We start from the raw sequence: 22,980 nt of genomic DNA, 5'->3' as shown, positions 1-22,980 counted from the left end.
CGACCCATTGCCCGCCGCTCATCCCGGCGAGCATCTCCAGCACCGCGCGCACGCTGCCCCCGCTCGCGGCAAAGCCCGCCACGCGCATCCCCGCATCGCCCGGCCGCACCACAGGCGACAGCGCCCGTGCGATCCCGTCGCAGGAGACGGGACCGGAATCGGCCTCCACCTCGAAGGTCAGTTGCGGGATACGGTTGCCGAACTCGGCCAGTGCCAGCCCCTCGAACACCGCATAGGCGATGCCCCGAAAGGCCGACGCCCGCGCGCCCTCGACCGAGGCGATCAGCGGGTCGACCGGCTGGTCCTCCGTGCCCTCATGGAGGCGAAAGCCGGTCGCGACCTTGAAGTCCCCCGCGCTCCCCCGCAGCAACCGGCCATCGGCCCAGATTCGCCCGACCCGCCGGATCGCCCGCCCCGACAAGGCGACCGCGAAGTTGGCGGAGTAGCTGTAGCTTTCCGTGCCCGGCCGCCCCTTGCCGCCGCCGGTCAGCCCCCGCGCCTCGACCAGATCGGTCGCCCAGATCACCGGCCCGGCGACGCGCATCGCGCCGAAGACGGCGGGTATCTGCGTGCCGTAGGTGGAAGTCTGCACCGACAGCTCGGCCAGACGCGGGCCTTGGCGGCGCGGCGGACCCAGCACCGCATGATCGACCCGATTGCCGATCAGCGCGCCGATCGCGCCGCCCACCGGCCCCAGCAGCGCACGCCCCACCGTGCCCAAGACCAAGGTCGCCATTACCTCTCCCCCTTCCAATATCCCAGTATCGGCCAGGGCGGCGCTCCCGGCCGCCAAGCGACGCGGCGAAGCCCCGCATCGGCGTGGACGATCCCGTCGCCGACCCGGATCGCCAGATGCAGCTGCCCCGGCCCGGCCTGCATCAGCAGCACCGCGCCCGGCTGATCCCCGCAGCGTGCGAATACGGCATCGAGCAGCGCCGCCACCCGCCCCTCATCGCCGCTGCGCCAGCCATAGCCGGTCGGCGCATCCCGCCCCGTCGCCAGCGCGACCAGACCGACACAGTCCAGCCCATGCACCGCATCGCGCCCGTGCAGCCGGAACCGCACGCCGACCAGCGCCCGCGCCGCCGCCTCGACGCCGTTCATGACCTCGGGGGTCATGCGCCGGGATAGCGGGTCAGCAGGTCGATGCCGGGCAGGAACGGCTCGCCGCGAAAGTTCACGACATTGCCGAAGCGTGACAGGCAGGTCTCCAGCCGCTTGTCGCACCCCTCGACCAGTTCGATCAGCGCGCCTGCTGCGACCGCAAAAGCAGGGGCGGCGGACAGCCACAGCCGGTTCCCCTCGGACCGCGCGACCATCGCCTCCAGCCCGGTATTGTCGCCGCCGAACCAGATCAGCCGTCCCTGGCCATAGGCGTTGGCGACCGGCTCGGCCGCGTCGAGGGTCAGCGCGACCTCGCCATCCCAGGCCGTCACCCGCACGAACCGCCGCCGCCCCGCCATCGCCACGCGGCACCGCCGGTCGCCCAGCGACGCGCGGCAATCGGGCGAAGTTTCCTCCGCCACCGGCCGGTCCAGCGAGGCCGCCACACCGCGCAGTTCGGCGGTGAACCCGCCCTCGCCCAGCTGGACCGCGCCGATCGTCCCCTGCCCCAGCGGCACGGGTGCCGCCTCGCCGCTCCAGTCGACCGCGATCGCCGCGACGCTCGCTCCATCCCAGCGACCGCTCAACAGGTCACGTTCGCCGATCGCCGCGCTGGTCAGCGCCCCCGATGCCTCCATCAGATCGGGGTCGAGGCCATCACCGCGCAGGATCGCACTGGGCGTCAGGCCGGGTGCGGCGCGATAGCGAAGCCCCTCGATCCACAGGTCATGGTCGTGGCCCGCCAGCCCGATCGTCACGCCGTCGCGCCGCTCGATCCGCCAGCACAGCACCCATGTCGTCAGCGTGTCGGCACTCATGCCTCGCGCACCTCGACCAACGGGACCGAGGCAGCAGCCCCCGCCCGGAACCCCGCGAGCGTCGCGCTCAGCCGGTCCTCGGCGAAGCGGACGGGCACGTCGAAGGTGAAGCTGGCGGTGATCGCCGCGCCCGCCGCAGGGGCGGTGTCGAAGAGCAGCCAGCCGCCCGGCTCCAGGCCGAATCCGGTGGCATTGCGGCCTGCGATCTTCACCGACACGCTGCCCACCACCGGCCGGGTGATGCGACGCGACTGGTCGCCATAATGACGGGCCAGCGCGAAGCGGCGCGTGGTGCCGTCGCCGATGCCGATCGCTTCATCAGTGCCGATGCTGTCGAACGGATCGCGCAGGCGGAAACCCCGCGCCGGTCCCATCCGCGCCCGAAAAAAGCCGAGCAGCGCGGCGATGTCCTCGGCCGAACGGATGCCGGGGCCGACATCATAGGTCGTCCGCGCCCCCGCCCAGGCGGCGTTGCGCGCCTCGCGCCCGCCCGCGCTGGTCAGGATCGCGGTCGAGAAGCCCGGCGTCACCTCCGCCTCGCGGCCCAGCGCCAGCGGGAACAGCACATCGTCGAAAGCCTGCATCTCGTCCTCCTCCCCTTCCCAGCAGGTGAATCCGTCGCGCATCACCTGCGGCATCGCCCACAAAAAGGTCTGCACCACGCCGCGCGCCCGCGCCGCCTCCGCCGCTTGGGCGATCCAGCCCCATTGCCCGCGCTGGTCGGCGCGCAGCACGAAGCCCGACAGATAATGCTGGCGCGCGGGCGGATAGCCGAGCCGCGCCTCGGCCAGCGCGACGCCCTTGCGGGTCGAGGCGGTGGCGCCTGCCGTCACCCAGTCATAATCCTCCAGTTGCAGCACATCGAAGGCGGGGCTCGCCCAGCCGATCGGCATGTTGGCGCGCTTGGCTTCGGGAGCCAGCGGGTCGAGCACGGTCGGCAGATAGGTGAGCAGATGCGTGACGCAGCCCGGTGCCGCCGCCTTCGCCGCCGCACACAGCGCCGCCGTCGATGCCGCCAGGCACGCCCCCGCCCGGTCGAGCGTATCGCGCTGCCCTTGCGTCTTCGCGCCCGCCATGCTCGCCATCGGCACCGGCGCGAAGGCCGCCACCGCCGCCGCGTCGCACAGGCACGGCGCCCCGTCCGAGGGGCGCACCCACCACCATGGCTCGCCGACCTGAAATTGCGGGGGGAGACCCGCCGCCTGGCCGATCGCCAGAAAGGCGCGCGCCACTTCCTGGAGATAGGCCATCGCGCCCGAATGCGCCGGGCTGAGAAGCGTGGAGGGCGGCTCCCAGCCGGTCAGCGCGGGCGCACCATCGGCCGAGCGCTGCTTCCAGTCCCCCCAGCAATGCGCGTCGAACAGCTCGTAGGAGAGCGACCAGATCAGGTCGTACCCCAGCGCCTTCGCCTCTTGGGCAAAGCCGCGATGCCAGGCCGCACATGCCGCGTTCAGCGCGCCGCCCATCAGGCTGGCGTAAAGCCCCTCGCCGCTGCGTTCGAGCCGGAAATAATGGCTCATGCCGACATAGTGGACGATGCCGCCGCGATAGCCGAGGTGCAGCATGTTGCGCAGCAAACGCTGCGGCGTCAGGTGATAGCTGTCGTCATAACCGCTGGCGATCCGAAACCCCTGTTCGGGCAGAACGCCCGCGCCGACACCGATCACCGCCCCCGGTCCGTCACAGGCGATGCGGGTCAGTTCGACCCAGCCCTCCTGCGGCCGGGCGAGGAACGTCGCGCCGGCATCGTAATCGGGTGCGACCAGTGAGACGAACATCCGGTCGACATCGCCAGCCCAGACGTGATCACGATCCTCGGGAAATCGGAACCCGCCTGCGAGGTTCGCGAAGTCGATCACGACCTCCGCATCCTCCGGCGTGCCGGTCGCGTAATTCCACAGCCGGACATACCAGGCACGGGCCTTGCCGCTTTCATCGCGCCCCTCGATCGTCAGCGTCGGCCCATGCCGCGCATCCAGCGGCTTGATCCCGCCCGAGCGCCAGCGGAACCGCAACCGGCAGTCGCGATAGTCGCGCGCCGTGTCGTAGCGCAGCAGCGGATGGTCGTGCCGATCCGCCGATTCCCAGATCAGCCCGGCCAGATCGTCGGCACGGTAGAATACCGCATCGATCCGCAGCGCGTCCGGTGCGGTCGCGACGACCGCTGCCATCATCGGGCGCGGAAAATCGACCGTCCAGTAGCGCGGGTCGAAGCGTGAAAGAATGTCGCTCCGCTGCTCGCGCCGCTGGTCGTGCAGGCAATATTGCATGACAGCATTCCTTCTATTCCTCCCCTGCAAGGGGAGGGGGACCATGCGGAGCATGGTGGAGGGGTGTCCCCGGTCATGGGTTTCACCGCCCTAACCGGCCGGGACACCCCTCCGTCAGGCCTCCGGCCTGCCACCTCCCCTTGCAGGGGAGGAATGGGGTTTCAGTCCTCGGCCAGCGCCGCGCGTACCGCCCTTGCGACCTGTCGACTGGAGCGTTGCAGCACGCCCGCCGCCTCCCCCGCCCCGGCGTTGATGGTGATCGCAACACGGACGTCACGCGGGGCGCCGCCGGGGCGCAGCGTCTCGACCCGCCCGCTGCTGGTCGGCACGAAGACCTCCGGCCCGCGCTCGCCGACCAGATAGGGCCGGTCGGGCGACACCGGCCCGCCGGTCGCCCGGCCCGGCAAACCCGAGGCCAGGCCGCCCAGCAGGCCGAGCAACCCGCCATCGCCGACCGACGCCATCCCCTGTTTCAACGCCACCCGCGCGATCTGGTCGAGCACCGACAGCGCGGTCGCCTTCAACTCCTCGAAGCCGAACTTGCCCGTCCGCGCGGCGCGCAGCAGCGCCCCCTCGACCGAGCGCGCGCCGATCTCCGCCGCATCGCCCAGCCCGCGCGAGAGTTCGGCGCGCATGGCCCCCATGTCCGCTGCGAAGCCCCGCATGTCGATGCGGGGCGCGAAATCCTGCTCATCCATCCGGATACATCTCCCGCAGGCGGGCGAGCGTGGCGGGCGAGGGTGGATCGCCACCCTCACCACCGCCCGCCATCGCCGTCACGATTCCCTGAAGCTCGGCCGGTGTGGCGCGCCAGAAGCGGTCGGGCGACCAGCCCAGCACCGCGCCCGCCATCCCCGCCAGCCGCGCCGCCGCCTCGGCGAAGGTCATTTTCCGCCCAATATCTGGCGCAGCAATTGGCGCAGCACGGGCGCCAGCGCCGCCAGCCCCAGATCGACCAGCGCCTCGCCCAGCTGCTCGCGGCTCAACCCCTCGGGCACCTCGCGCAGGCAATGCCAGATCAGCGCCGCCGCCTCGCCCAGCGAGAGCTTGCCCTCGCCGGCCCGCTCGACCAGCCCGAACAGCGGACCGAGTTCGCCCTCCGCCGCGACCAGGGCCTGGAAGCTCGGCCGCACCACCAGCTCCGCGCCGCCGACCCGAACGCTCGCCTCGCCGCGCATCGGATTCGCGCTCATGCCGACACCACCGGGCCGGAGCTTTCCAGCGCCAGCGTGTAGGTCCGCTCGCCGCCGAAATCGCCCGAGTAATCCAGCCGCGTGACCAGGAACCGCCCGGTCATCGACCCGCCGCTCTCGAAGCTCAACCGATAGGTCTCGATCGTGCCCGCCAGCGCATGGCCGCGCATCCGCGACTCCGCCGCCGATCCGGTGAACACGCCCGCGCCCGCCACGCTGACATGCCGCACCCCCGCGCCCGACAGCAATTCGCGCCAGCCGCACGAATCCTTGCTCGTCACCACCACCGTCTCGCCATTGATCGACAACTGCGTGGTGCGCAGCCCCGCCATCGTCGCGAAGGCGGGCGGCTCGGCCCCGTCGCCGATCTTGAGCAGAAAGGCGCTTCCCTTTTCGATTGCCATGTCCCGTCCCCCTATTGTCCCGTGCGCCACAACCGGGCGCGCCATTCGACGCTCGCCGTCCAGCGCGCACCCGTCTTCCCCATGCGGGTCGCGGTCACGCTCAGCGCCGCCACCCGCCACCCGTCCGCCAGCACGTCCGCCAGGCCGACTGCCTCCGCCGCCTGGACGCAGGTGCGTAAGCGCCGGGGGTGCTCCCCCTCATCGGTCAGGGTCAGCACGACCCGCAGTTCGCGCCCCTCGATCCCCGCCGCGCCCCAATCGCTGTCGCTCGGTTCGCCCAGCACGGCTTGCGGCACGCTCGCCCGCACCGGCACCGCGTCGAACAGCGCCACGCCCAGCGGCGTCAGCGCGGGGCGGAGCGCGGCCATCAGCCCGGTCCTGAGCGCCTCGCGCGCGGTCATGCCCGCCTCGGCCCGTCGAGCCGCATCCGCCGGTATGGCCGCCAAAGTGCGGCGACGGCGGCGGGCGGAACGGCGGCGGCATCGCGATTGTCGAACAGATGCGCGCCCATGATCGCCACGCCATGCGCGATCTCGGGCGGCAGGCCGTCCCAACCCTCGGCAAGACCCGCGCGATAGCGCACCGTCGCGGCCTCCCGCGTGCGGACCCAACCACGCCCGTCCCGGTCGATCGCGTTTTCACCGCCGGACAGGATCGCCGCGACCGGCGTCGCCGCCAGCGCCTGCCACGCCACCGATCCCGACAGCGGCTCCTCGACGTGCCGCCGGATCAGCATCTGCCCGCAAAAGGATTCGGCCAGCCCCAGCGCAACGCCCGCGACTCGCTCAACCAGCGCCGCCTCATTGCCCTCTTCCAGCCGCAGCAGCGCGCGCACCGCGCCCGCCGCCGCCGTCACGGTCGCCGGGGGCATGGCCTCCTTCGTCCCGCTCATCATGTAAACTCCTTCATCGATACAAGTTGCGACAGGTCCGACACACGGGCGTCACAGTTGGCGCGCAGAGAGTCGGGCAGCCGCTGCCCTCCTCCCCCTTGGGCACCGGCCATGCCGACCCCGCGCCCCCCGGCCGGGTCCGGCATCCTCCCTGAACTACGGGGCAGCCCCTTGCGGCTGCCCCGATTTTTCAGGGACTCAGGCCGTCGCGAACTTCATCAGCTTGATCGCCTCCGAGTCGCTGACGCAGCCGCCGACTCGCCGCGTGGCGTAGAAGGTGACGAACGGCTTGTTGCTGTACGGATCGCGCAGGATCGCGGTCTCGGCGCGCTCGGTGATCAGATAGCCCGCCTGGAAATTGCCGAACGCGATGGCGTAATTGTTCTCTGCGACATCGGGCATGTCCTCCGCCTCGACCACCGGATAGCCGAGCAGCGTTGCGGGCTGCCCCGCCGCAAGCCCCGGCGCCCAGAGGAACTGGCCGTCCGTCGTCTTCAGCTTGCGGATGCGTGCCGAGGTCGCCGCGTTCATCACGAAACAGGCCCCCTGACGATAGGGCGCGCGAAGCAGCTGGACCAGCTCGACCAGCCGGTCCTCCGCGCCCGCCCCGAACGCGCCCGGCGCACCGCTCGGCATATATTGCAGCGTGCCGAAGGGGCGCGCGCCGTCCTTGGCGGTCGAGACCGGGTTGGTCAGGAAACCCTTGGGCCGATTGATACCCGATCCGCTGACAAAGGCCTGCCCCTCGGCGCGTGCGAACTCGGTCGCGATCTCGCTCGCCAGCCAGCCCTCGACGTCGAAGGCCGCGTCGTCCAGCATCGCCTGGCTGGCCGAGGGATTGGCGTAAAGCTCGCCCATCGGCGGGGCGAGTTCGACGAAACTGGGCGTCGCCGTCTCGGGCCGCGCCGCCGTCTCGCTCGCCCAGCCCGACGGCGTGCCGCCGGTCGTGACCAGCTTGCGATACCCCGCCGAGCCGACCGTCACGACATTGGCGATGCCGCGGATGGGCGAGACGTTGCGCAGCACCGACCCGATCGCCGCGTCGATCTCACGCGGGACGGCAAAGCCGCCGCTGTCGCCGGTGGTGCCGGTAAAGGCCTTCAGCTCGACGGTGGTGCCGCTGCGCACATAGCCGTCGAAAGCGCCGCTGGTCTTGCGCGCGCCGTCCAGCACGGGCCGTTCGATCACGTCCATATCATTCCCCCTTGGTAAAAATCTGAATCACGCGGGCAAGCGGCTGCATCGGCACCGTCACCAGGCTGATCTCGATAAGTTCGGCCGACAGGATGGCGCGGGCCGCCCCCTGATGGACGACGCGCGGCCGGTAGCCGACCGACAGCCCCGCCACCGCGCCGGAGCGGACCAGAGCGGCCAGCACGGGGTCGTCGACCATGCCCTCGACCGACAGGCCCGTATCGTCCTCCGCCATGGCGGTGATGTGTCCCATCGCCGCGCCGCGATGCTGCCAGAGCAGTGGCACGTCGCCCGCCCCCGCAAAGGCCCCGCGTCGCATCACGTCGCCCGCCCGGTCCATCCGGTCCCAGATCGCGGCATAGCCGGTGAAGGAGAGGCTCATTTCAGCCAATCCTCCATGCCCAGCCGCATCGCGATCCCCGCCAGCAGCAGCGCCCCAAGCAACCGCGTCAGCCAGCCGACCGCGCTTTTCCACACCGACGACTTGGCCTCGCGCCAAGCCGACAGCAGCTCGCGCAGTTCGGCGACATCCGCCGCCGCTTGCGGGTCGGTGAGACCCAGCCGGGTCAGCGCCCGTGTCGCGCCCAGCTCGCCCGCTTCCTCGGCGACCGCGCGCAGCGTCACCAGGTCCGCGCCGCTATCCGCCGCCTGCGCCAGCAGCCGCGCCAGAACGTCGCTGCTCATGACAGCCCCACCATGGCGCGCTTCTCCGCCGGATCGAGGAAATCGGCGCTCGCCGCCATGGCCCAAAGCATCTGGCGCTCCTCGGCCAGCGCGGTGACGCGGTTGATATCGACCGACAGGCTGGCGCCCTCGAACCAGCCCGCCAGTCCCTGCGCCAGCCCGCTCAGGATCGCACCCGCCAGCGGCAGGATCGCCTGTCGCCACAGCGCGCGGTTCGCCTCGCGATAATTGGCATAGGTATTGTCGCCGGGCAGGCCGAGCAGCATCGGCGGCACCCCGAACGCCAGCGCGATCTCGCGCGCCGCGGACGACTTGGCCGCGATGAAGTCGAGTTCGGCCGGCGTCAGGCTCATCGCCTGCCACTTCAGCCCGCCCTCCAGCAGCAGCGGCCGCCCCGCATTGCCGCTGCCCGCAAAGCCCTCCATCTCGGCACGCAGCCGCTCGAACTGGTCGGGGGTGAGCGTCGAGCCATCGCCCGGATCATAGACCAGTGCCCCCGAAGGCCGCGCCGCATTGTCGAGCAGCGCGCGGTTCCAGGCGGCGGCGGCATTGTGAATCGCGATCGCCCCCGCCGCCGCGCCCAGACAGCCCAGCCCGTAATGATCGTCGAGCGGGTGGCAGCTTTTCAGATGCACCACCGACGGCTTCACCGGATCGACCGGCAGCGTCGTCACCCGGCCCCCGGCGCGGTAGAGATAGGCGGCGGGCCAGCCGCTCGCGTCCAGCTCCATCGTCACCCGCTCGGGACGCAGCGCGAACAGCTCGACCACATCGCCCTCGGCATCGCGCAGGATCTGCACATAGGCATTGCCGTGTAGCAGCATGTGCGTCGCCACCGTCTCCAGCAGCGCCTGCCCCTCACTGCGCGCCGCGACCAGCGCGACCAGTTCGGGATGCGACGCGGTGAGCGGCGCATCGGCCAGCCCGCCCGCGACCATGCGCACCGCGCGCTGCGCCACCGGATTACGAAGATAGCCCTCGCGCACCTGGCTCTCATAGGACGGTGCCGCCCCCGTCAAAGGCACCCCCGACCGGGCCAAACCCAATCCGAGCAAAGGACGCGCGGCCCCCCGCCCGGTCTTGCGACCGAACATCCTCATGATCGAATCTCCTCTAGCTCCTCCCCGGCACGGGGAGGTGGCAGCGCGCAGCGCTGACGGAGGGGTGCTTCCACGCAAGGTCACCCCTCGCCGCGATCCCCCTCCACCATCCTGCGGATGGTCCCCCCCCCGTTCCGGGGAGGATCAGCTCACAAATTCCGTATCCCCGGCGGCCCTCGCCCCGACAGCATCAGCTCGGTGAGCGCCCAGACCAGCGCGTCGGCGCGGTCGGGCGAGCGGCCCGGTCCGTCATAGGCCCCCGCCACCCCCAGCCCGCACAACTCGTCCTCCAACGCCGGAAACCCTCGCGAATGCCAAACCCGCCCCTGCGCATAGAGAAACGACACCGGCTCGGCCCGCGCCGCTTTCCCGATCGAGGCATAGACCAGATGCACCGGCAGCGTCGGGTCGGCGAGCCGCAGCACGCTTTCCACCATGTCGCCGCCCTGGTTGCGCTCGGCCACCACCCGGTCCGCGCGGTTGCGCCGGGCACAGCCCGCCACCCGCGCCGCCCAACCCTCGGGCGAAAGCCCTGCCTCGCTGGCGTCCTCCAGCACATAGCCATGGCCGTCGCGCCCCAGCCCCACCGCAACGATCCCGCAGGCGTCGCCGCCGCTGGTCGCGGGCGGATCGACGCCGACCACCACCCGGTCGAGTGCGGGCACCGACTTGGCCCGCTGCCGGTCGAGCAAAGCGCGGGTCCACAAGGCCCCCTCGCGGTCGTCGACCATCTCGCCGTCCAGCTCCTGCCGCCCCAGCCGCGTGTCGCCGTACTGGGCGATCATTGCGTCCTGGAAGCTGTCGGGCAGATGCGCATTGTCGCTGGTCCGCCCGATCGTCTCGACACAATCGGGCAGCGCCATGACCTTGCGCATCAGCGGCGTCGCGCGCGGCGTGGTCGTGACCAGCACGCGCGGGGTCTCACCCAACCGGAGCGTCATCATCAGATTGTCCCACCCGGCCTCCCCCTTCCACTTGCCCAGTTCGTCGCACCAGGCGGCATGATGCTGCGGCCCGCGCAAAGCCTCGGGCGCGGCGGCCGAATAGGCGAAGCCGATCGCGCCGGACGCGAAATGCACCTGCCCCAGGCTGCCGATCCATTTCGGCGTCTCACCCTTTCGCGCCACCGCCAGCAGCCCGCTTTCGCCGCGCACCATCACTCGCTCGACATCGCGCAGTGTCGCCCCCATCAGCGCGATCCGCGCGCCCGGATGGTCGCGGGCCAGCGCGCTGACCCACTCCGCCCCCGCGCGCGTCTTGCCGAAGCCGCGCCCGGCGCGGATCAGCCAGACCCGCCAGTCGCCCGGCGGCGCGACCTGTCCGTCATGCGCCCATAATTCCCATCGCTCGACCAGTTCGCGCTTCTGCGCCGCCGTCAGTGCGGCCAGCGCCTGTTCGCGCGCACCCGGCTCCAGCATCGCCAGCGTGGCGAGCCGCGTTGCCGCATCCTGTCCCGCCATCACGCCATCCCCTTCAACCGCCGCCGCGCCAGCCCATCGAGCGCGCGTTCCAGCGCCGCATCGGTCTCGGCCGCATCGGCCCGCGCCGCTTCGCTTGCGCCGTCACCGGCCTGGGCCAGCGCATCGCGGCGGGCGAGCAGCTTCAGATAGAATTGCACCTCGGTCGGCTGGAGCGGCGGGGTGATGGAGAGGCCGGTGGTCCCCGCACCGGCCTCTCCGCCTCCCTCCCCGTCCCCGGCCGCCAACAGGGCGAGCATCCGGCGCAGCAGCCCTTCCTCGACCAGCGCATGTGCCGCGCCGATCGCCGCATCCCAGGCCTCGCCAAAGGCCCGGTCGCGCGCCCGCAAGGTGCGTGCGGCCCGCAGCGTCTCTCCCACCGCCCGTGCCGCCGCGCCCGCATCGGCGCTGACCGCCAACGCCGCCAGGAATTGCCGTCGCCGCGCCAGCGTCCACCGCGCGCCCTCCCCCGTTCCGGCCATTCCCACTCCCCCCGTAACACCGAGCGCGAACCCGACCGCTCCCCCGGTCGCATCCGCCCCTCGATGTTCCCTTTATGTACCGATGCCGGTGGGGTTTGTATCCAACAAACGAACCAGATGGGTTGGAGGCATAAAAGCGGCTTGCCAGATGCGGAACGCATCGGCATTAGGCGGGCCTTCCCGAGAGGGGGCGATTAGCTCAGTTGGTAGAGCGTCTCGTTTACACCGAGAATGTCGGCGGTTCGAGCCCGTCATCGCCCACCATTCCAAACATCCCCGAATAGCCCCGCCCCGGCGAAGGCCAAGGTCTAGCCGCCATGCGCTCGGTGGAGCGGTAACGGGTCGAGATTTTTTGTTCGCGCGGAGACGCGGAGGCGCGGAGGTGCCTCGCCTGCTGCAGCTTTATGCCTTTCTCCGCTTGGTGATGAAGGCTTGCCCAGGCCAATCGGACACCCTCTCTGCGTCCTCCGCGTCTCCGCGTCTCCGCGCGAACAAATCTTTTTGTGCTATTAGCCGCGACGGCGTGGCAACTGGACCCCGGCTTTCGCGGGGGTGGTCGAGTTTGGATTTGGGTCGGATCGACATTCAGACATGCCCAACTTTCCCTCGCCCCTCATCGAGGGGAGAGGGTTGCGCAGACTTGGCCTTTGCCAAAGCAAAGGCTTAGTCGGAGCTGGGTGAGGGGTGCTGCGCTCGCGCAAGCGAGCGCGCGAGCCGAAGGCTCGCTCAACCCCTCACCCAAGCTGCGCTAGCCAGCCAAGCTGGCAAGCTTCGCTAACCCTCTCCCCTTTCCAGGGGAGAGGGAAGAGGGGGAGCGTGAATGCCGATTTGGCCTAAGCCAGCTTCCAATAGGTCGCGTACCGCTCATGCGCGATGCGGTGGTAGGGGACCAGCCGTACCGGCTGGCCATCCGCCGCCGGGATGGTGAATTCCAGCGGTTTGCCCGTCGCGCTGATCTTCCTCGCCAGCGCATCGGGCTCACCCGCCAGCGTGGGCGCCTGGAACGGCGTGTCGTTATACTCGCCGTATTTGCGCTCACTGACGATGATGTCCGCGCCCGGGGCCAGCCCCTCGCGGCCCAGCGCGCCCGCCAGGACCAGCGGTCCATAGGTGAAGGCGACGATCTCCGGCGCGGCGGGGGCGCTTTCGACGGCGGGCTCCATGACCAGGCGCCATTCCACCGTGTCGCCGGTCTTCCACGTCCGGGTCAGCTCGGCATAGCGGCCAGGCTTGTCGGAACGCTGCACCTCCGCACCGTTGACCAGCAGGGTCGCGGTGCGGCTCCATTTCGGGTGGCGCAGCTTCAGGGTCAGCTCGGTCGGCTGGCGCAGTGTCCAGCGGAACTGGGTGTTCGCCACCTCGGGGAAGTTCGTCACCTGGGTCAACGTCGCCCCCTTGTCGGCCCAGGTCACGGTCGAGGGGATGAACAGGTTCACATAGATCGCGCGGTCGTCATGGAAGTAGATCGAGTCGCGATACTTCACATGATTTTCCATGCCCGTGCCGGTGCAGCACCAGAAGCTGTCCTCGGGCGTGTGATAGAGCTTCATGTAACCCGGCCGCGCACCCTGAAAATAGGTCGCCATGCCCGAATCCGGGTCCTGCGAGGCGAGGATGCCGTTGTAGAGCGTGCGCTCGTAATAATCGGCATATTCGGCCTGCGGATCGCGCAGGAACAGCGCGCGGGTCAGCTTCAGCATATTGTGTTGGCAGCAGGTCTCCGATCCCTTGGCCGAGAAGACGTGTTTGTCGAAATCGGCCATGGCGAAGAAATGCTCGCCATCGCCGTGACCACCGGTGGCGAAGGCACGGGTATGCGCGACCGTCCGCCAGAAAAAGGCGGCGGCGTTGTGATAGGCGTCGTCGCCATTCGCCTCATAGACGCGCTGGAACCCGATGATCTTCGGGATTTGCGTATTGGCGTGCATCCCGTCGAGATAGTCGCGGCCGCCCGTCAGCGGCTTCATCACCGCCTTTTGCGAAAAGCGTTCGGCAAGGTGGCGATAATCCGCGTTGCCGGTCATGAAATACAGGTCGGCATAGACCTCGTTCATGCCGCCATATTCGGTTTCCAGCATCGTCTCGAACTGCGCGTCCGACAGCGGCTTGGTGGCCACGACGCCCCAGTCGGCCAGCCGGATCAGCACCGGCCGCGCCGGCTCGCTCCCCGCCAGCTGCACCGCATCGCGCAGGCCCGCATAGACCTTGTGCAGCGTGTACCAGGGGACGCCGGTGATCGGCTCGCCGCGCAGGTGCGCCGCGACCAGCGCAGGACCCTTGGGGAAGGCGCAGACCAGGCCGGTGCCCGCCGCCTGCTGGCACGCGGCGAGTTCGTTCGCGATATAGTCGATCCGCTGGCGATAGCGCTTGTCCCTGGTCGCGCGGTACGCCAGCGCGCAGGCCGAGAGATAATGGCCCAGCGTGTGGCCGTGGCAGTTGATGTCGGCCCACTGCGCCTCCGACTCCCAGCCGCCATAGACGGGTGCCTTGGGCTTCAATCCGGCATTGGTGCGGAAATTGGCGAGCATCCGGTCGGGTTGCAGGCGCATCAGATACGCCTCGGTCATTTTCTGCGCATGGAGGAAGGGGCTGTCGGCCAGCGTGACATCGGCCATGTCGAAGGGCTGGACCGCATTGGCGGGCATGGGGGCCATCGGCTTCCCGCCGGTCCCGTTCTGCGCCCAGGCGGAGGCGGGCATCACCGCCCCCCATCCGGTCGCCAAGGCACCGATACTGGCCGTGGCAAGGACTTGGCGCCGCGACGGCGCGGAACAGCATGAAGGCATGATCTTCTCCGACTATTCGATTTTGCAGCAGTCTGCGTCGCACGGCCGGAATCCGCAAACGTTTTCCAGCCAGGGCGCGAAATTGGCGTCCCGGCGACCGCGGAATGATGTTTATTTGTCGGACAGAGGATCAGCCGGTTCGGCGGAACAGCAATCGCTCAAAGCCCCAGTGCAGGATCGCCCCGATCGCCACACCCAGCATGACCTCCTGCGCCTGCGCCAGCGCGGCGGTCAGGATCGTGCCCCCCGGCGGGACGGTCAGCAGGACGATGACCGAGGTCCACATGCACACCCGCAATTCGGTGCGGATGCGGGCGATGGCGGCGGTGACGCTGACCGCCACCGCCAGCATCGCGACCGCCCCCGCACCGGGCATGGCGAAGGCGACGAGCAGCGCCACCGCCACGCCGATCAGCGTCGCGACGATCCGCCAGGTGAGCGAGCGATGCGTGTCGCCCAGCCGGTCCTGCGAGACGACCAGCGCGGAGACGCTCGCCCAGACCGGATGGTCCAGGTGCAGCCGGTCGGCGATGCCGAGCGCCAGCACCGCCGCGCCGGTACAGCGCGCGACAAAGGCGATGGTACGCACCGTCTCCTCGCGTGAGACATGCGCCGTCACCCAGCTTCGCAGGGCGGGCGGCGGCGTCACCGCAAGAGGTTCGCCCTGGCCAGTTCCAGCACCTCGTCCCCGCGCCCGCTCAGCACCGCGCGCGCGGCATAAAGGCTGAACCCCTTGATCTGCTCGGCCTGGATCTTGGGCGGCATGATGAGTTCCTGCGTCTCGGTCACGACATCGACCAGTGCCGGGCCGTCATGCGCGAACGCCTCGCGCAAGGCGCCCTCCAGCGCGTCCGATCGGGTGACGCGCACCCCGAAATAACCCATCTCGCGCGCGATCGCGCCAAAGTCGGGGTTCTGGAGCGACACATTGTCGTCGACATAACCCGCCGCCTTCTGCTCCAGCGCGACGAAGCCCAAGGTCGAATTGTTGAAGACCACGATCTTGACCGGCAGCTTCATCTGCACCGCGGTCAACATGTCGCCCATCAACATGGTCAGCCCGCCATCCCCCGACATCGACACGACCTGCCGCCCCGGACAGGCGCCCTGCACGCCCAGTGCCTGGGGCAAGGCATTGGCCATCGAGCCATGGTTGAACGAGCCGATGATGCGCCGCTTTCCGTTCATCGTCAGATAGCGCGCCGCCCAGACGGCGGGCGTGCCGACATCGGCGGTGAAGACGGTATCCTCGTTCGCGAGCCGGTCGATGGTGCGGGCCACGAATTGCGGATGCAGCGGCTTGTCGCCGTCGCGCGGGGTGGCGAGGTCGTCCAGCCCCTTGCGGGCATCGCGGTAATGCGCGCGCGCCTTGTCGAGGAAGCGGCCATCGCGCTCGCCGCCGACCAGCGGGATCAGGCCGCGCGCCACTTCCGCCACGTCGCCGACCACGCCCAGGTCGAGCGGCACCCGCCGCCCCAGCGCGCTCGGGTCGCGGTCGACCTGCACCACCTTCGCCTTTTCGGGATAGAAGTTGCGATAGGGAAAGTCGGTGCCGAGCATCAGCAGCGTGTCGCACTCCATCATCGCGTGATAGCCCGACGAAAAGCCGATCAGCCCGGTCATGCCGACATCATAGGGGTTGTCGTACTCGATCCATTCCTTGCCCCGATAGGCGTGGACGATCGGGGCCTGTAGCGCCTCGGCCAGCGCGACCACCTCGTCATGCGCGCCCGCCGTGCCTGCACCGCACAGCAATGTCACCGCCTTCGATTCGTTGAGCAGCTGGGCGATCTTGCCCAGCTCCGCCTGCGGCGGCACGAGGCGCGGGGTGGCGAGCGGCGGGAAAGCGACGCTGCGCGTCTCGGGCGCAGGCTTCAGCGCGACATCGCCGGGGATGACCAGCACCGCCACGCCGCGCTTGCCGATCGCGGTGCGGATCGCGCGGTGGAGCAGTTCGGGCATCTGGCGCGGGTCCTGCACCATTTCGCAGAAATGACTGCATTCGCGGAACAGCTCGGTGGGGTGCGTTTCCTGGAAATAGTTCAGGCCGATCTCGCTCGACGGGATATGCGCCGCGATCGCCAGCACCGGCACATGGTTGCGATGGCAGTCGAACAGCCCGCTGATCAGGTGGAGATTGCCCGGCCCGCAACTCCCCGCACAGACCGCCAACCTGTCCGTCGCCGCGGCTTCCGCTCCCGCCGCAAAGGCGCCCGCCTCCTCGTTGCGGACATGCATCCACTGAATCTTGCCCGACTTGCGCAGCGAATCGTTGAACGCGTTCAGGCTGTCGCCCGTCACGCCCCAGATTCGCTCGACGCCCGCCTCGACCAGCGTGCGGTTCAAAAGATCGGCGATCGTCTCGGCCATGGTTCGTCTTTCCCTCACTATCGACGGGGCCGGTGCCCGTCATGCTGCAAGAGCGAAACGATCCGGGATGCGAATGGCTTCGCACCCCGGAGATGAACTTCGTGCAAGACGTCTAAACCGCCGTGCAATCGCGATCAGAACAGCCCGTCATCGTCATCGTCGAACGTCACCGCCGCCGTGACCGTCGCCACCGGCTCCATGCCGGGCAGCAGATAGGCCGCATGGATCAGACGCTCGGATGCCATCGTATAGAGGCTTGCCGCCCAGGGCAGCAGCTCCGCCAGCACGGCCTCGTCCGCCGCCGTCAGTTCGGTGCCGTCCGGGGTCTCGGGCGCGACCCGATCGGCATAGCGGGTCAGCCCCAGGGCCACCGAGCACAGCGCCTCCACAAAGTCGCGCTGCTCGCCCAGATCCCCGGCGCTCGCCTGGAGCGAGGCGACGATCCGCTCGGCATCGCCGCCGCCCTTCACCATGGCCCCGGCCGAGCTTTCGCAGGCCCGCCGCACGACCGACAGCGCTTCCTGCAACGCGCCGCGCGTGTCGCCATTCTTGCTGTGCGTGTTGTCCTGCTGGACCAGGTCGATCCCGCTGAGCACCCCGATCAGCGAACCGACCGCGACGCTCAGCTGGTCGAGGCGGCTGGCGCAGGGGGCGACCTCCTTGGCGATCACCGCCACCGCCCGGCCCAGCGTGCCGTGGCGACGGCACAGCAGCTGGGTGTTGGTCGAGATATCCTGCACATTGACCGCGATGTGGCGGATGCGGCTCAGTCCGTCGGTCAGGTCGGCCAGCGTGCGGCTGACGAAGCCGGTCAGTTCGGCCAGATGGCCATCGGCGTCGCACAGCTGATCGGTGACGTTGCCCAGCGTCGAAATGCCATGTTCCAGCCGGAACAGCAGCTGTCCGTCCGCGCCGCCCTGCGACCCCAGCAGATCGCGCAGATGATCCGCCAGCGGCGCCAGCCGTTCGAGCGAGGTGACGATCGAGGCGATCTCCCGCCCGAACTCGTCGGCCATCGCGTTCAATTGCGCGGAGATCAGCCGGGCCATATGCGCCCTGGCTCCGTCCGGCATACCGCCATTCGCATCCTCGCTCGCGACCCGGTGCAGCATGGTGATGGCGTGTTCGGCGCGCTGGCGCACGCTGTCGCCGATCTGGATCGCGCCCAGGATGCGCGCGACCTCGCCCTGCACGGTCCGCACGATGCCGCCGACCTCGTCGGTCATGCGCATCACCGATTCGATATGATCCTGCAGCGCATTGGCATTGGCGGTCAGCTCGGCGGGCACGGCAGCCCCGGCGCGGTCGCATTCGGTCGCGAGTAGGCGGTCGGCCTTCTGGACGTCGCCCACCACCCGGCCGAACTGGTCCAGCTGCCGCTCGATCTGGCGCAGTTCCTGGCGGCCGGTGGTCAGCTTCTCGTCCATGCCGACGACGAAGTTGAAGAACGCCGCCTCGCCCGACGAGGCGATCTTGATGTTCATCCCATAGATGCCGAGCAGCTTCAGGATCGTGCTGACCTCGTTCAGCAGGCCGCGCAGCTCGCGGGTGCGGCCGGTCAGCGTCTCGACCTCGATCGCGCGCCGCTTCTGGATGATCGGCAGGGTGATCAGGCGATAGGCGACGTCGCGCAGCCGGGAGACGGCCACACCGGCGGTGTCGTGCGACAGGGCCTGACGGATACTCGCCAGGCCGTCCGCCATGCCGTCGATCGTGCCGATCGCGGTGGCCAGCGTCTCGCCGGTTTCGCGAAACGCGTCTTCCAGGCCACCCATCCGGTTCTGCACCTGCTCCGCCAGCACCGCAAAGGAGATGGCGGGCGGGGTCGGCAGGCCGCCAGCCAGCGGAACCGCATTGTCGGTATCGATCCGTGCCACAAACATCTGTCGTTCCTTCTTAGCGGGCCGTGGCGTGGAGCAGTTCGCGTGCGACGCTGCCCAGCGGGATGATCTTGTCATGCGCGCCGCGCGCGATCGCTTCCTTGGGCATCCCGAACACGACCGAGGTCGCCTCGTCCTGCGCGAAGGTCCGCGCGCCCGCCTGCTTCATTTCGAGGAGACCGCGCGCCCCGTCGTCGCCCATGCCGGTCAGGATGATGCCGACCGCGTTGGAGCCCGCATTGCGCGCCGCCGAGCGGAACAGCACATCGACCGAGGGGCGATGGCGCGAGACCAGCGGCCCTTCGCGCACCGACACGACATAGCGCGCGCCCTGCCGCTCCAGCATCGTGTGGCGCAGGCCGCCCGGTGCGATCAGCACGCGGCCGCGCATCACCGTGTCGCCGTCCTCGGCCTCCTTGACGTCGACCTGGCACAACCCGTCCAGCCGCTTGGCAAAGGCGCGGGTGAAGCTCTCCGGCATATGCTGGACGATGACGATGCCCGGCGAATTGGCGGGCAGCGCCTCCAGCACCTCGCGCAGCGCCTCCGTGCCGCCGGTCGAGGCGCCGATGCACACCACCATCTCGGTCGTGCGGCTCATCGCGCGGCCGGTGGGGGGCGGCAGGACGGCATCGGCGGTCAGCTTCTGCGCTGGGCTCAGCCTGGTCTGGGCACGCCGCGCGCCGAGCCGCGCCTTGGCCGCGCCCTTCACCGTCTCGCGGATCATCATATGCGCTTCGTTCAGGTGATCGGCGACGCCGACCCGCGGCTTCAGGATCACGTCGACCGCCCCGGCCTCCAGCGCCTGGAGCAGCGTTTCCGAGCCTTCCTCGACCAGCGAGGAGCACATGACGACCGGCAGCGGGCGCTGCGCCATCAGCTTGCGCAGGAAGGTGATGCCGTCCATGCGCGGCATCTCGACGTCCAGCGTGATGACGTCGGGCACCTCCTCCTGGATGTGGCGCGCGGCGGCGAAGGGATCGGCGGCGGCGGCAATCACCTGAATGTCCGGGTCGGCGGACAGGATCGCGGTCATCGCCTGGCGGACACTGGCGCTGTCGTCGATCACCAGCACGCGGACTTTGCTCATGGCCGTCAGATCCGTTGAAACACGGTGTTTGACACCGTCTTCAGGGGAAGGTCGAAACCCGTGATCGATTCGGAATGGCCCAGGAACATCCAGCCGCCGGGGCGCAGACATTCGGCCAGACGGCGCACGACCTTTTCCTGGGTCGGCTTGTCGAAATAGATCAGGACGTTACGGCAGAAGATGATGTCCATCGGATCGCCCACCGGATAGCGTTCGTCCATCAGGTTCATCTGGGCGAAGCCGATGGCCGAGCGCAGCGCGGGCACGATGCGCATCTCGTCGCGCCTGGGATCGCTGGCGCTCATGACATAGCGTTTGCGCAAGGTCGTCGGCACCGGATCGAGCATCGCGGCCGGATAGATGCCCCGACGCGCGGTGCGCAGCACCTCGCTGTCGAGATCGGTCGCCAGGATCCCGAAATCGGGGCCGCCCTTGTCGGCGGCAAAAGCGTCGAGCAGCATCGCCAGCGTATAGGGCTCCGCGCCGGTCGAGCAGGCCGAGCTCCACACGCGGATCCGGCGCTGCCCCTGGTCGCGCAGCTGCGGCATGACCGTGCCCATCAGATAGTCGAAATGCTTGGGCTCACGGAAGAAGTCGGTCTTGTTCGTCGTGACCGCATTCAGCAGATGCTCGCGCTCGCCCGCCAGATGATCGGCCTGGAATACCCAGGCGCAATAGTCGCCCAGGCTGCTGAGCCCCGTGGCGCGCACGCGGCGGCGCAGACGCCCCTCAATCATCGTCATCTTGGCGGGCGGCAGGCGGATTCCGCACTCCTTGTATACATAGGCGGAGATGCGATCGAAATCGCGACGCTGCAGCGCGTCGGGCGATGCCGATGCCGCGCGGGCCAGACTGCTCAAAGGAACGGCTCCTGTCGGAAGCGAGAGGAAGGGATCGGCCGCCACGCCGGGCGGCCGGAAAGAACTGGGATCACGCCGCCATGCCGAGATCGGCCAGGGCGGCCTCGGCACCGTCCGCCCCGAACAGGCGCGCCGGGTCGAGCAGCGCGACGAAGCCCGCACCCCGCCGCAGGATCGCCTCGATCTGCTCGGACCGCCAGCGACCGCCCAGATCAGGCGCGCCCTCGACCGATTCGGCCGGGAAGGTCGCGACGTCGAGCACCCGGTCGACGACCATGCCCAGCGCCAGCGGCTTGCCCTCGCCGCCCGCCACATCGACCACCAGAACGCGGGTGGTCAGCGTCGGCTCGACCGGGGGCATCCCCAGGCGGACCCGCAGATCGACCATCGGCACGGAGTCGCCACGCACATCGGTCAGCCCCAGGAACCAGTCGGGCGCGTGCGGCACCCGATAGGCGTTACGGTGGTCCAGGATCTCGCGGACCGTGGTGACGGGCAGCGCGAACTCTTCGTCGCCCAGTCCGAAGACCACGACCTGGATGTCGGATGCGCCGCTCATGCCGCGCGTCCGAACGCGGCGTCTTCGCCGTCAGGGCCGCCATTGGTCAGGTCCAGCGCGAAACCGCGCACCCGCGCCTGCTGGTCGGCGACCGAACCGCTGCGGGCCGGAACCGCCTTGGGCCTGGCCTTGGCCGGGCGTGGTGCCGGGCGGCGCACCGGGCGGTTCTGTGCGCCCTGTCCGTCGACACGGAAATAGGCGATGCTTTCCTGAAGCTCCTCGGCCTGGCTGGCGAGTTCTTCGGAGGTGGAAGAGATCTGCTCGGAGGCGCTGGCGTTCTGCTGCGTCACCTTGTCGAGCTGCTGGATCGCCTCGTTGATCTGGACCGCGCCGATATCCTGCTCGCGGCACGCCGCGCTGATCTCGGCGACCAGTTCGGCGGTGCGGCGGATGTCAGGCACCAGCTTGGTCAGCATCTCGCCCGCCTGGGTCGCGGCACCCACGGTGTCCGAGGACATGCCGCTGATCTCGGCCGCCGCCGTCTGGCTGCGCTCGGCGAGCTTGCGGACCTCGGCCGCCACGACCGCGAAGCCGCGACCATGTTCGCCCGCACGGGCCGCCTCGACTGCCGCGTTCAGCGCCAGCAGGTCGGTCTGGCGGGCGATTTCCTGCACGATGCCGATCTTCTCGGCGATGGTGCGCATCGCGACGACCGCCTTCTGCACCGCTTCCCCACTCTGTTCGGCCGCCTGCGACGACTGCCGTGCGATCTTCTCGGTCTGGGTCGCGTTGTCGGCATTCTGTTTGATGTTGGCGGCCATCTGCTCCATCGAAGCCGAGGCTTCCTCGGCGGCGGCGGCCTGTTCGGTCGCGCCCTGGCTCACCTGTTCCGACGAGGACGACAGCTGCTGGCTGCCCGACGCGACATTCTGCGCCGCCTGGGTGGTCTGGCCGATCGTCTCGCGCAGGCGGACGGTCATCCGGTTGACGGTTTCGACCAGGTCCTTGATCTCGTCATTGCTGGCGACATGCACTTCGTTGCTCAGGTCGCCATCGGCGACGGCGGACACCGCTTCGTCGATCTTGCGCAGGCCCTTGGAGACCAGCAACGCAACCCACAGGGCGCCCGCAACCGCGATCAGCAGCGCGACGACCGCGGTGGTCATCAGAGTCGTCCGGGCCGACGCATAAAGCGTGGCGGAGTCGATCTTCGCCTTATCCATCTGGCCTTGCGTGATGCCCGCCAGCTTGGTCAGCGTTTCGCTCAGCCGCACCGCGACGGCACGGCCTTCGGTCATCGACATGGCAGCCGCCTCGGCATTCTGGTTCTGCAAGGCCAGAGCGCGGGCGCGGTCGCTGATATTCTTGTAGCTGTGCCATTCCTCCAGCGCCTTGGTCCATACGGGGCGGCCCTGCACGGTGGCGATCTTCAGACCGTCGTTCAGGCTTTCCTCGATCTTGGCGTCATACTGGCCGAAGCTGCTGTCGAAACTACGCTTCTGCGCAACATCCTGCGTCATCATCATGTTCTTTTCGGCGCGGATCGCGCGGCTAATGTCGCCATCAGCCGTTAAGGACAGCTTGATGCGCTGCGCTGGTCCATCGATGATGTCGGCGATCATCACGTTCAACGCATTGACCTTTGACACGCCAACTCCGACGACAACCGCCAGAAGCAACAAGACTATCGCAAATGTACCAGCCAGCTTGGCCTTGATCGTAACCCGCATAAACCCACCCCAAGTTGAAAGCCGCTTCGAATATTACGGAACCACCCCCTCGGAACCGCAAAACATCATAGGCATAAAGTAATGAATTATTGGTTCAGAACCGTGATATTGGTGTCATGACGACGGCTGTGCGGAGCGCCCCCGGCACTCCGCAGCCCAGTCAGCCC

The 22,980-nt window shown here is 69.1% G+C and carries 23 protein-coding genes, 1 tRNA gene and 1 pseudogene; 1 reads left to right on the top strand and 24 read right to left on the bottom strand.

All coding sequences use genetic code 11. The annotated features are described in order from the left end of the window. The 16 genes and pseudogenes from BSZ14_RS02460 to BSZ14_RS02385 all read right to left on the bottom strand — a co-directional run. Positions 1-736, bottom strand: a pseudogene (locus BSZ14_RS02460) (hypothetical protein); the annotation flags it as partial. After that, positions 736-1,119: a hypothetical protein gene (locus BSZ14_RS02455; RefSeq protein WP_076709641.1), complete on the bottom strand. Its 384-nt coding sequence runs from the start codon at positions 1,117-1,119 to the stop codon at positions 736-738. The pseudogene BSZ14_RS02460 and the gene BSZ14_RS02455, both read right to left, overlap by 1 nt. Continuing rightward, positions 1,116-1,922, bottom strand: a complete 807-nt coding sequence (locus tag BSZ14_RS02450; protein ID WP_076709640.1) for a DUF2163 domain-containing protein — start codon at positions 1,920-1,922, stop codon at positions 1,116-1,118. Before BSZ14_RS02450 ends, BSZ14_RS02455 begins: the two co-directional genes overlap by 4 nt. After that, positions 1,919-4,192, bottom strand: a complete 2,274-nt coding sequence (locus BSZ14_RS02445) for a DUF2460 domain-containing protein (protein WP_076709639.1) — start codon at positions 4,190-4,192, stop codon at positions 1,919-1,921. Before BSZ14_RS02445 ends, BSZ14_RS02450 begins: the two co-directional genes overlap by 4 nt. 161 nt (positions 4,193-4,353) lie before the next feature. Then, positions 4,354-4,890 carry a tail tape measure protein gene (locus BSZ14_RS02440; RefSeq protein ID WP_076709638.1) on the bottom strand — a complete coding sequence of 179 codons (537 nt, stop codon included), beginning with the start codon at positions 4,888-4,890 and terminating at the stop codon, positions 4,354-4,356. Further along, entirely contained in the window at positions 4,883-5,080 is a 198-nt protein-coding gene (locus tag BSZ14_RS02435) for a phage tail assembly chaperone (RefSeq protein WP_042490581.1), read from the bottom strand. The genes BSZ14_RS02440 and BSZ14_RS02435 overlap by 8 nt, the downstream gene beginning before the upstream one ends. After that, positions 5,077-5,385 (bottom strand): gene transfer agent family protein, encoded by a 309-nt coding sequence (locus BSZ14_RS02430; RefSeq protein WP_076709637.1) that lies wholly within the window; start codon positions 5,383-5,385, stop codon positions 5,077-5,079. The genes BSZ14_RS02435 and BSZ14_RS02430 overlap by 4 nt, the downstream gene beginning before the upstream one ends. Continuing rightward, a complete protein-coding gene (locus BSZ14_RS02425; RefSeq protein ID WP_076709636.1) occupies positions 5,382-5,789 on the bottom strand; it encodes a phage major tail protein, TP901-1 family in 408 nt (135 codons plus the stop codon). The genes BSZ14_RS02430 and BSZ14_RS02425 overlap by 4 nt, the downstream gene beginning before the upstream one ends. An 11-nt stretch (positions 5,790-5,800) precedes the next feature. Beyond that, positions 5,801-6,190: a tail completion protein gp17 gene (gene gp17 / locus BSZ14_RS02420; RefSeq protein ID WP_076709635.1), complete on the bottom strand. Its 390-nt coding sequence runs from the start codon at positions 6,188-6,190 to the stop codon at positions 5,801-5,803. After that, positions 6,187-6,681, bottom strand: a complete 495-nt coding sequence (locus BSZ14_RS02415) for a hypothetical protein (protein WP_241823609.1) — start codon at positions 6,679-6,681, stop codon at positions 6,187-6,189. The genes gp17 and BSZ14_RS02415 overlap by 4 nt, the downstream gene beginning before the upstream one ends. Positions 6,682-6,879: 198 nt before the next feature. Continuing rightward, positions 6,880-7,875, bottom strand: a complete 996-nt coding sequence (locus tag BSZ14_RS02410; protein WP_076709634.1) for a phage major capsid protein — start codon at positions 7,873-7,875, stop codon at positions 6,880-6,882. A 1-nt stretch (position 7,876) separates the two neighbouring features. Beyond that, complete coding sequence (locus tag BSZ14_RS02405) at positions 7,877-8,257, bottom strand: HK97 family phage prohead protease (RefSeq protein ID WP_076709633.1); 381 nt, start codon at positions 8,255-8,257, stop codon at positions 7,877-7,879. Then, on the bottom strand, positions 8,254-8,559 hold the full coding sequence (locus BSZ14_RS02400) for a DUF6127 family protein (RefSeq protein WP_076709632.1): 306 nt from the start codon (positions 8,557-8,559) through the stop codon (positions 8,254-8,256). Before BSZ14_RS02400 ends, BSZ14_RS02405 begins: the two co-directional genes overlap by 4 nt. Continuing rightward, positions 8,556-9,659: a phage portal protein gene (locus BSZ14_RS02395; RefSeq protein ID WP_076709631.1), complete on the bottom strand. Its 1,104-nt coding sequence runs from the start codon at positions 9,657-9,659 to the stop codon at positions 8,556-8,558. Before BSZ14_RS02395 ends, BSZ14_RS02400 begins: the two co-directional genes overlap by 4 nt. 149 nt (positions 9,660-9,808) lie before the next feature. Next, on the bottom strand, positions 9,809-11,119 hold the full coding sequence (locus BSZ14_RS02390) for a DNA-packaging protein (protein WP_076709630.1): 1,311 nt from the start codon (positions 11,117-11,119) through the stop codon (positions 9,809-9,811). Beyond that, positions 11,119-11,598, bottom strand: coding sequence for a hypothetical protein (locus BSZ14_RS02385; RefSeq protein WP_076709629.1), 480 nt, complete (start codon positions 11,596-11,598; stop codon positions 11,119-11,121). The genes BSZ14_RS02390 and BSZ14_RS02385 overlap by 1 nt, the downstream gene beginning before the upstream one ends. A 188-nt stretch (positions 11,599-11,786) precedes the next feature. Here BSZ14_RS02385 and BSZ14_RS02380 point away from each other — a divergent pair. After that, a tRNA-Val gene (locus BSZ14_RS02380) sits at positions 11,787-11,862 on the top strand. Between the two features lie 569 nt (positions 11,863-12,431). Here the strand turns inward: BSZ14_RS02380 and BSZ14_RS02375 are convergent. The 8 genes from BSZ14_RS02375 to BSZ14_RS02340 all read right to left on the bottom strand — a co-directional run bounded on the left by BSZ14_RS02375 (position 12,432) and on the right by BSZ14_RS02340 (position 22,813). Beyond that, a complete protein-coding gene (locus BSZ14_RS02375) occupies positions 12,432-14,252 on the bottom strand; it encodes a glycoside hydrolase family 127 protein (RefSeq protein ID WP_445190531.1) in 1,821 nt (606 codons plus the stop codon). Between the two features lie 262 nt (positions 14,253-14,514). Next, on the bottom strand, positions 14,515-15,033 hold the full coding sequence (locus BSZ14_RS02370) for an FUSC family protein (protein WP_076709627.1): 519 nt from the start codon (positions 15,031-15,033) through the stop codon (positions 14,515-14,517). Beyond that, positions 15,030-16,754, bottom strand: coding sequence for a ubiquinone-dependent pyruvate dehydrogenase (poxB, locus tag BSZ14_RS02365; RefSeq protein WP_076709626.1), 1,725 nt, complete (start codon positions 16,752-16,754; stop codon positions 15,030-15,032). Before poxB ends, BSZ14_RS02370 begins: the two co-directional genes overlap by 4 nt. A 134-nt stretch (positions 16,755-16,888) precedes the next feature. Continuing rightward, a complete protein-coding gene (locus tag BSZ14_RS02360) occupies positions 16,889-18,637 on the bottom strand; it encodes a hypothetical protein (RefSeq protein ID WP_139330266.1) in 1,749 nt (582 codons plus the stop codon). Positions 18,638-18,650: 13 nt separating this feature from the next. After that, positions 18,651-19,724 (bottom strand): protein-glutamate methylesterase/protein-glutamine glutaminase, encoded by a 1,074-nt coding sequence (locus tag BSZ14_RS02355; protein ID WP_076709624.1) that lies wholly within the window; start codon positions 19,722-19,724, stop codon positions 18,651-18,653. 5 nt (positions 19,725-19,729) lie between these two features. Then, positions 19,730-20,584 carry a CheR family methyltransferase gene (locus BSZ14_RS02350; RefSeq protein WP_042490562.1) on the bottom strand — a complete coding sequence of 285 codons (855 nt, stop codon included), beginning with the start codon at positions 20,582-20,584 and terminating at the stop codon, positions 19,730-19,732. A gap of 70 nt (positions 20,585-20,654) precedes the next feature. After that, positions 20,655-21,143 carry a chemotaxis protein CheW gene (locus tag BSZ14_RS02345; protein WP_042490561.1) on the bottom strand — a complete coding sequence of 163 codons (489 nt, stop codon included), beginning with the start codon at positions 21,141-21,143 and terminating at the stop codon, positions 20,655-20,657. Next, positions 21,140-22,813 (bottom strand): methyl-accepting chemotaxis protein, encoded by a 1,674-nt coding sequence (locus BSZ14_RS02340; RefSeq protein ID WP_076709623.1) that lies wholly within the window; start codon positions 22,811-22,813, stop codon positions 21,140-21,142. Before BSZ14_RS02340 ends, BSZ14_RS02345 begins: the two co-directional genes overlap by 4 nt. Between the last annotated feature and the right edge of the window lie 167 nt (positions 22,814-22,980).

The sequence above is a fragment of the Sphingomonas sp. Sph1(2015) genome (assembly GCF_001970915.1).
Taxonomy (GTDB): Bacteria; Pseudomonadota; Alphaproteobacteria; order Sphingomonadales; family Sphingomonadaceae; genus Sphingomonas; species Sphingomonas parapaucimobilis.
The sequence above is the reverse complement of the archived record's forward strand: the minus strand, read 5'-3'. Positions and strand labels throughout refer to the sequence as shown.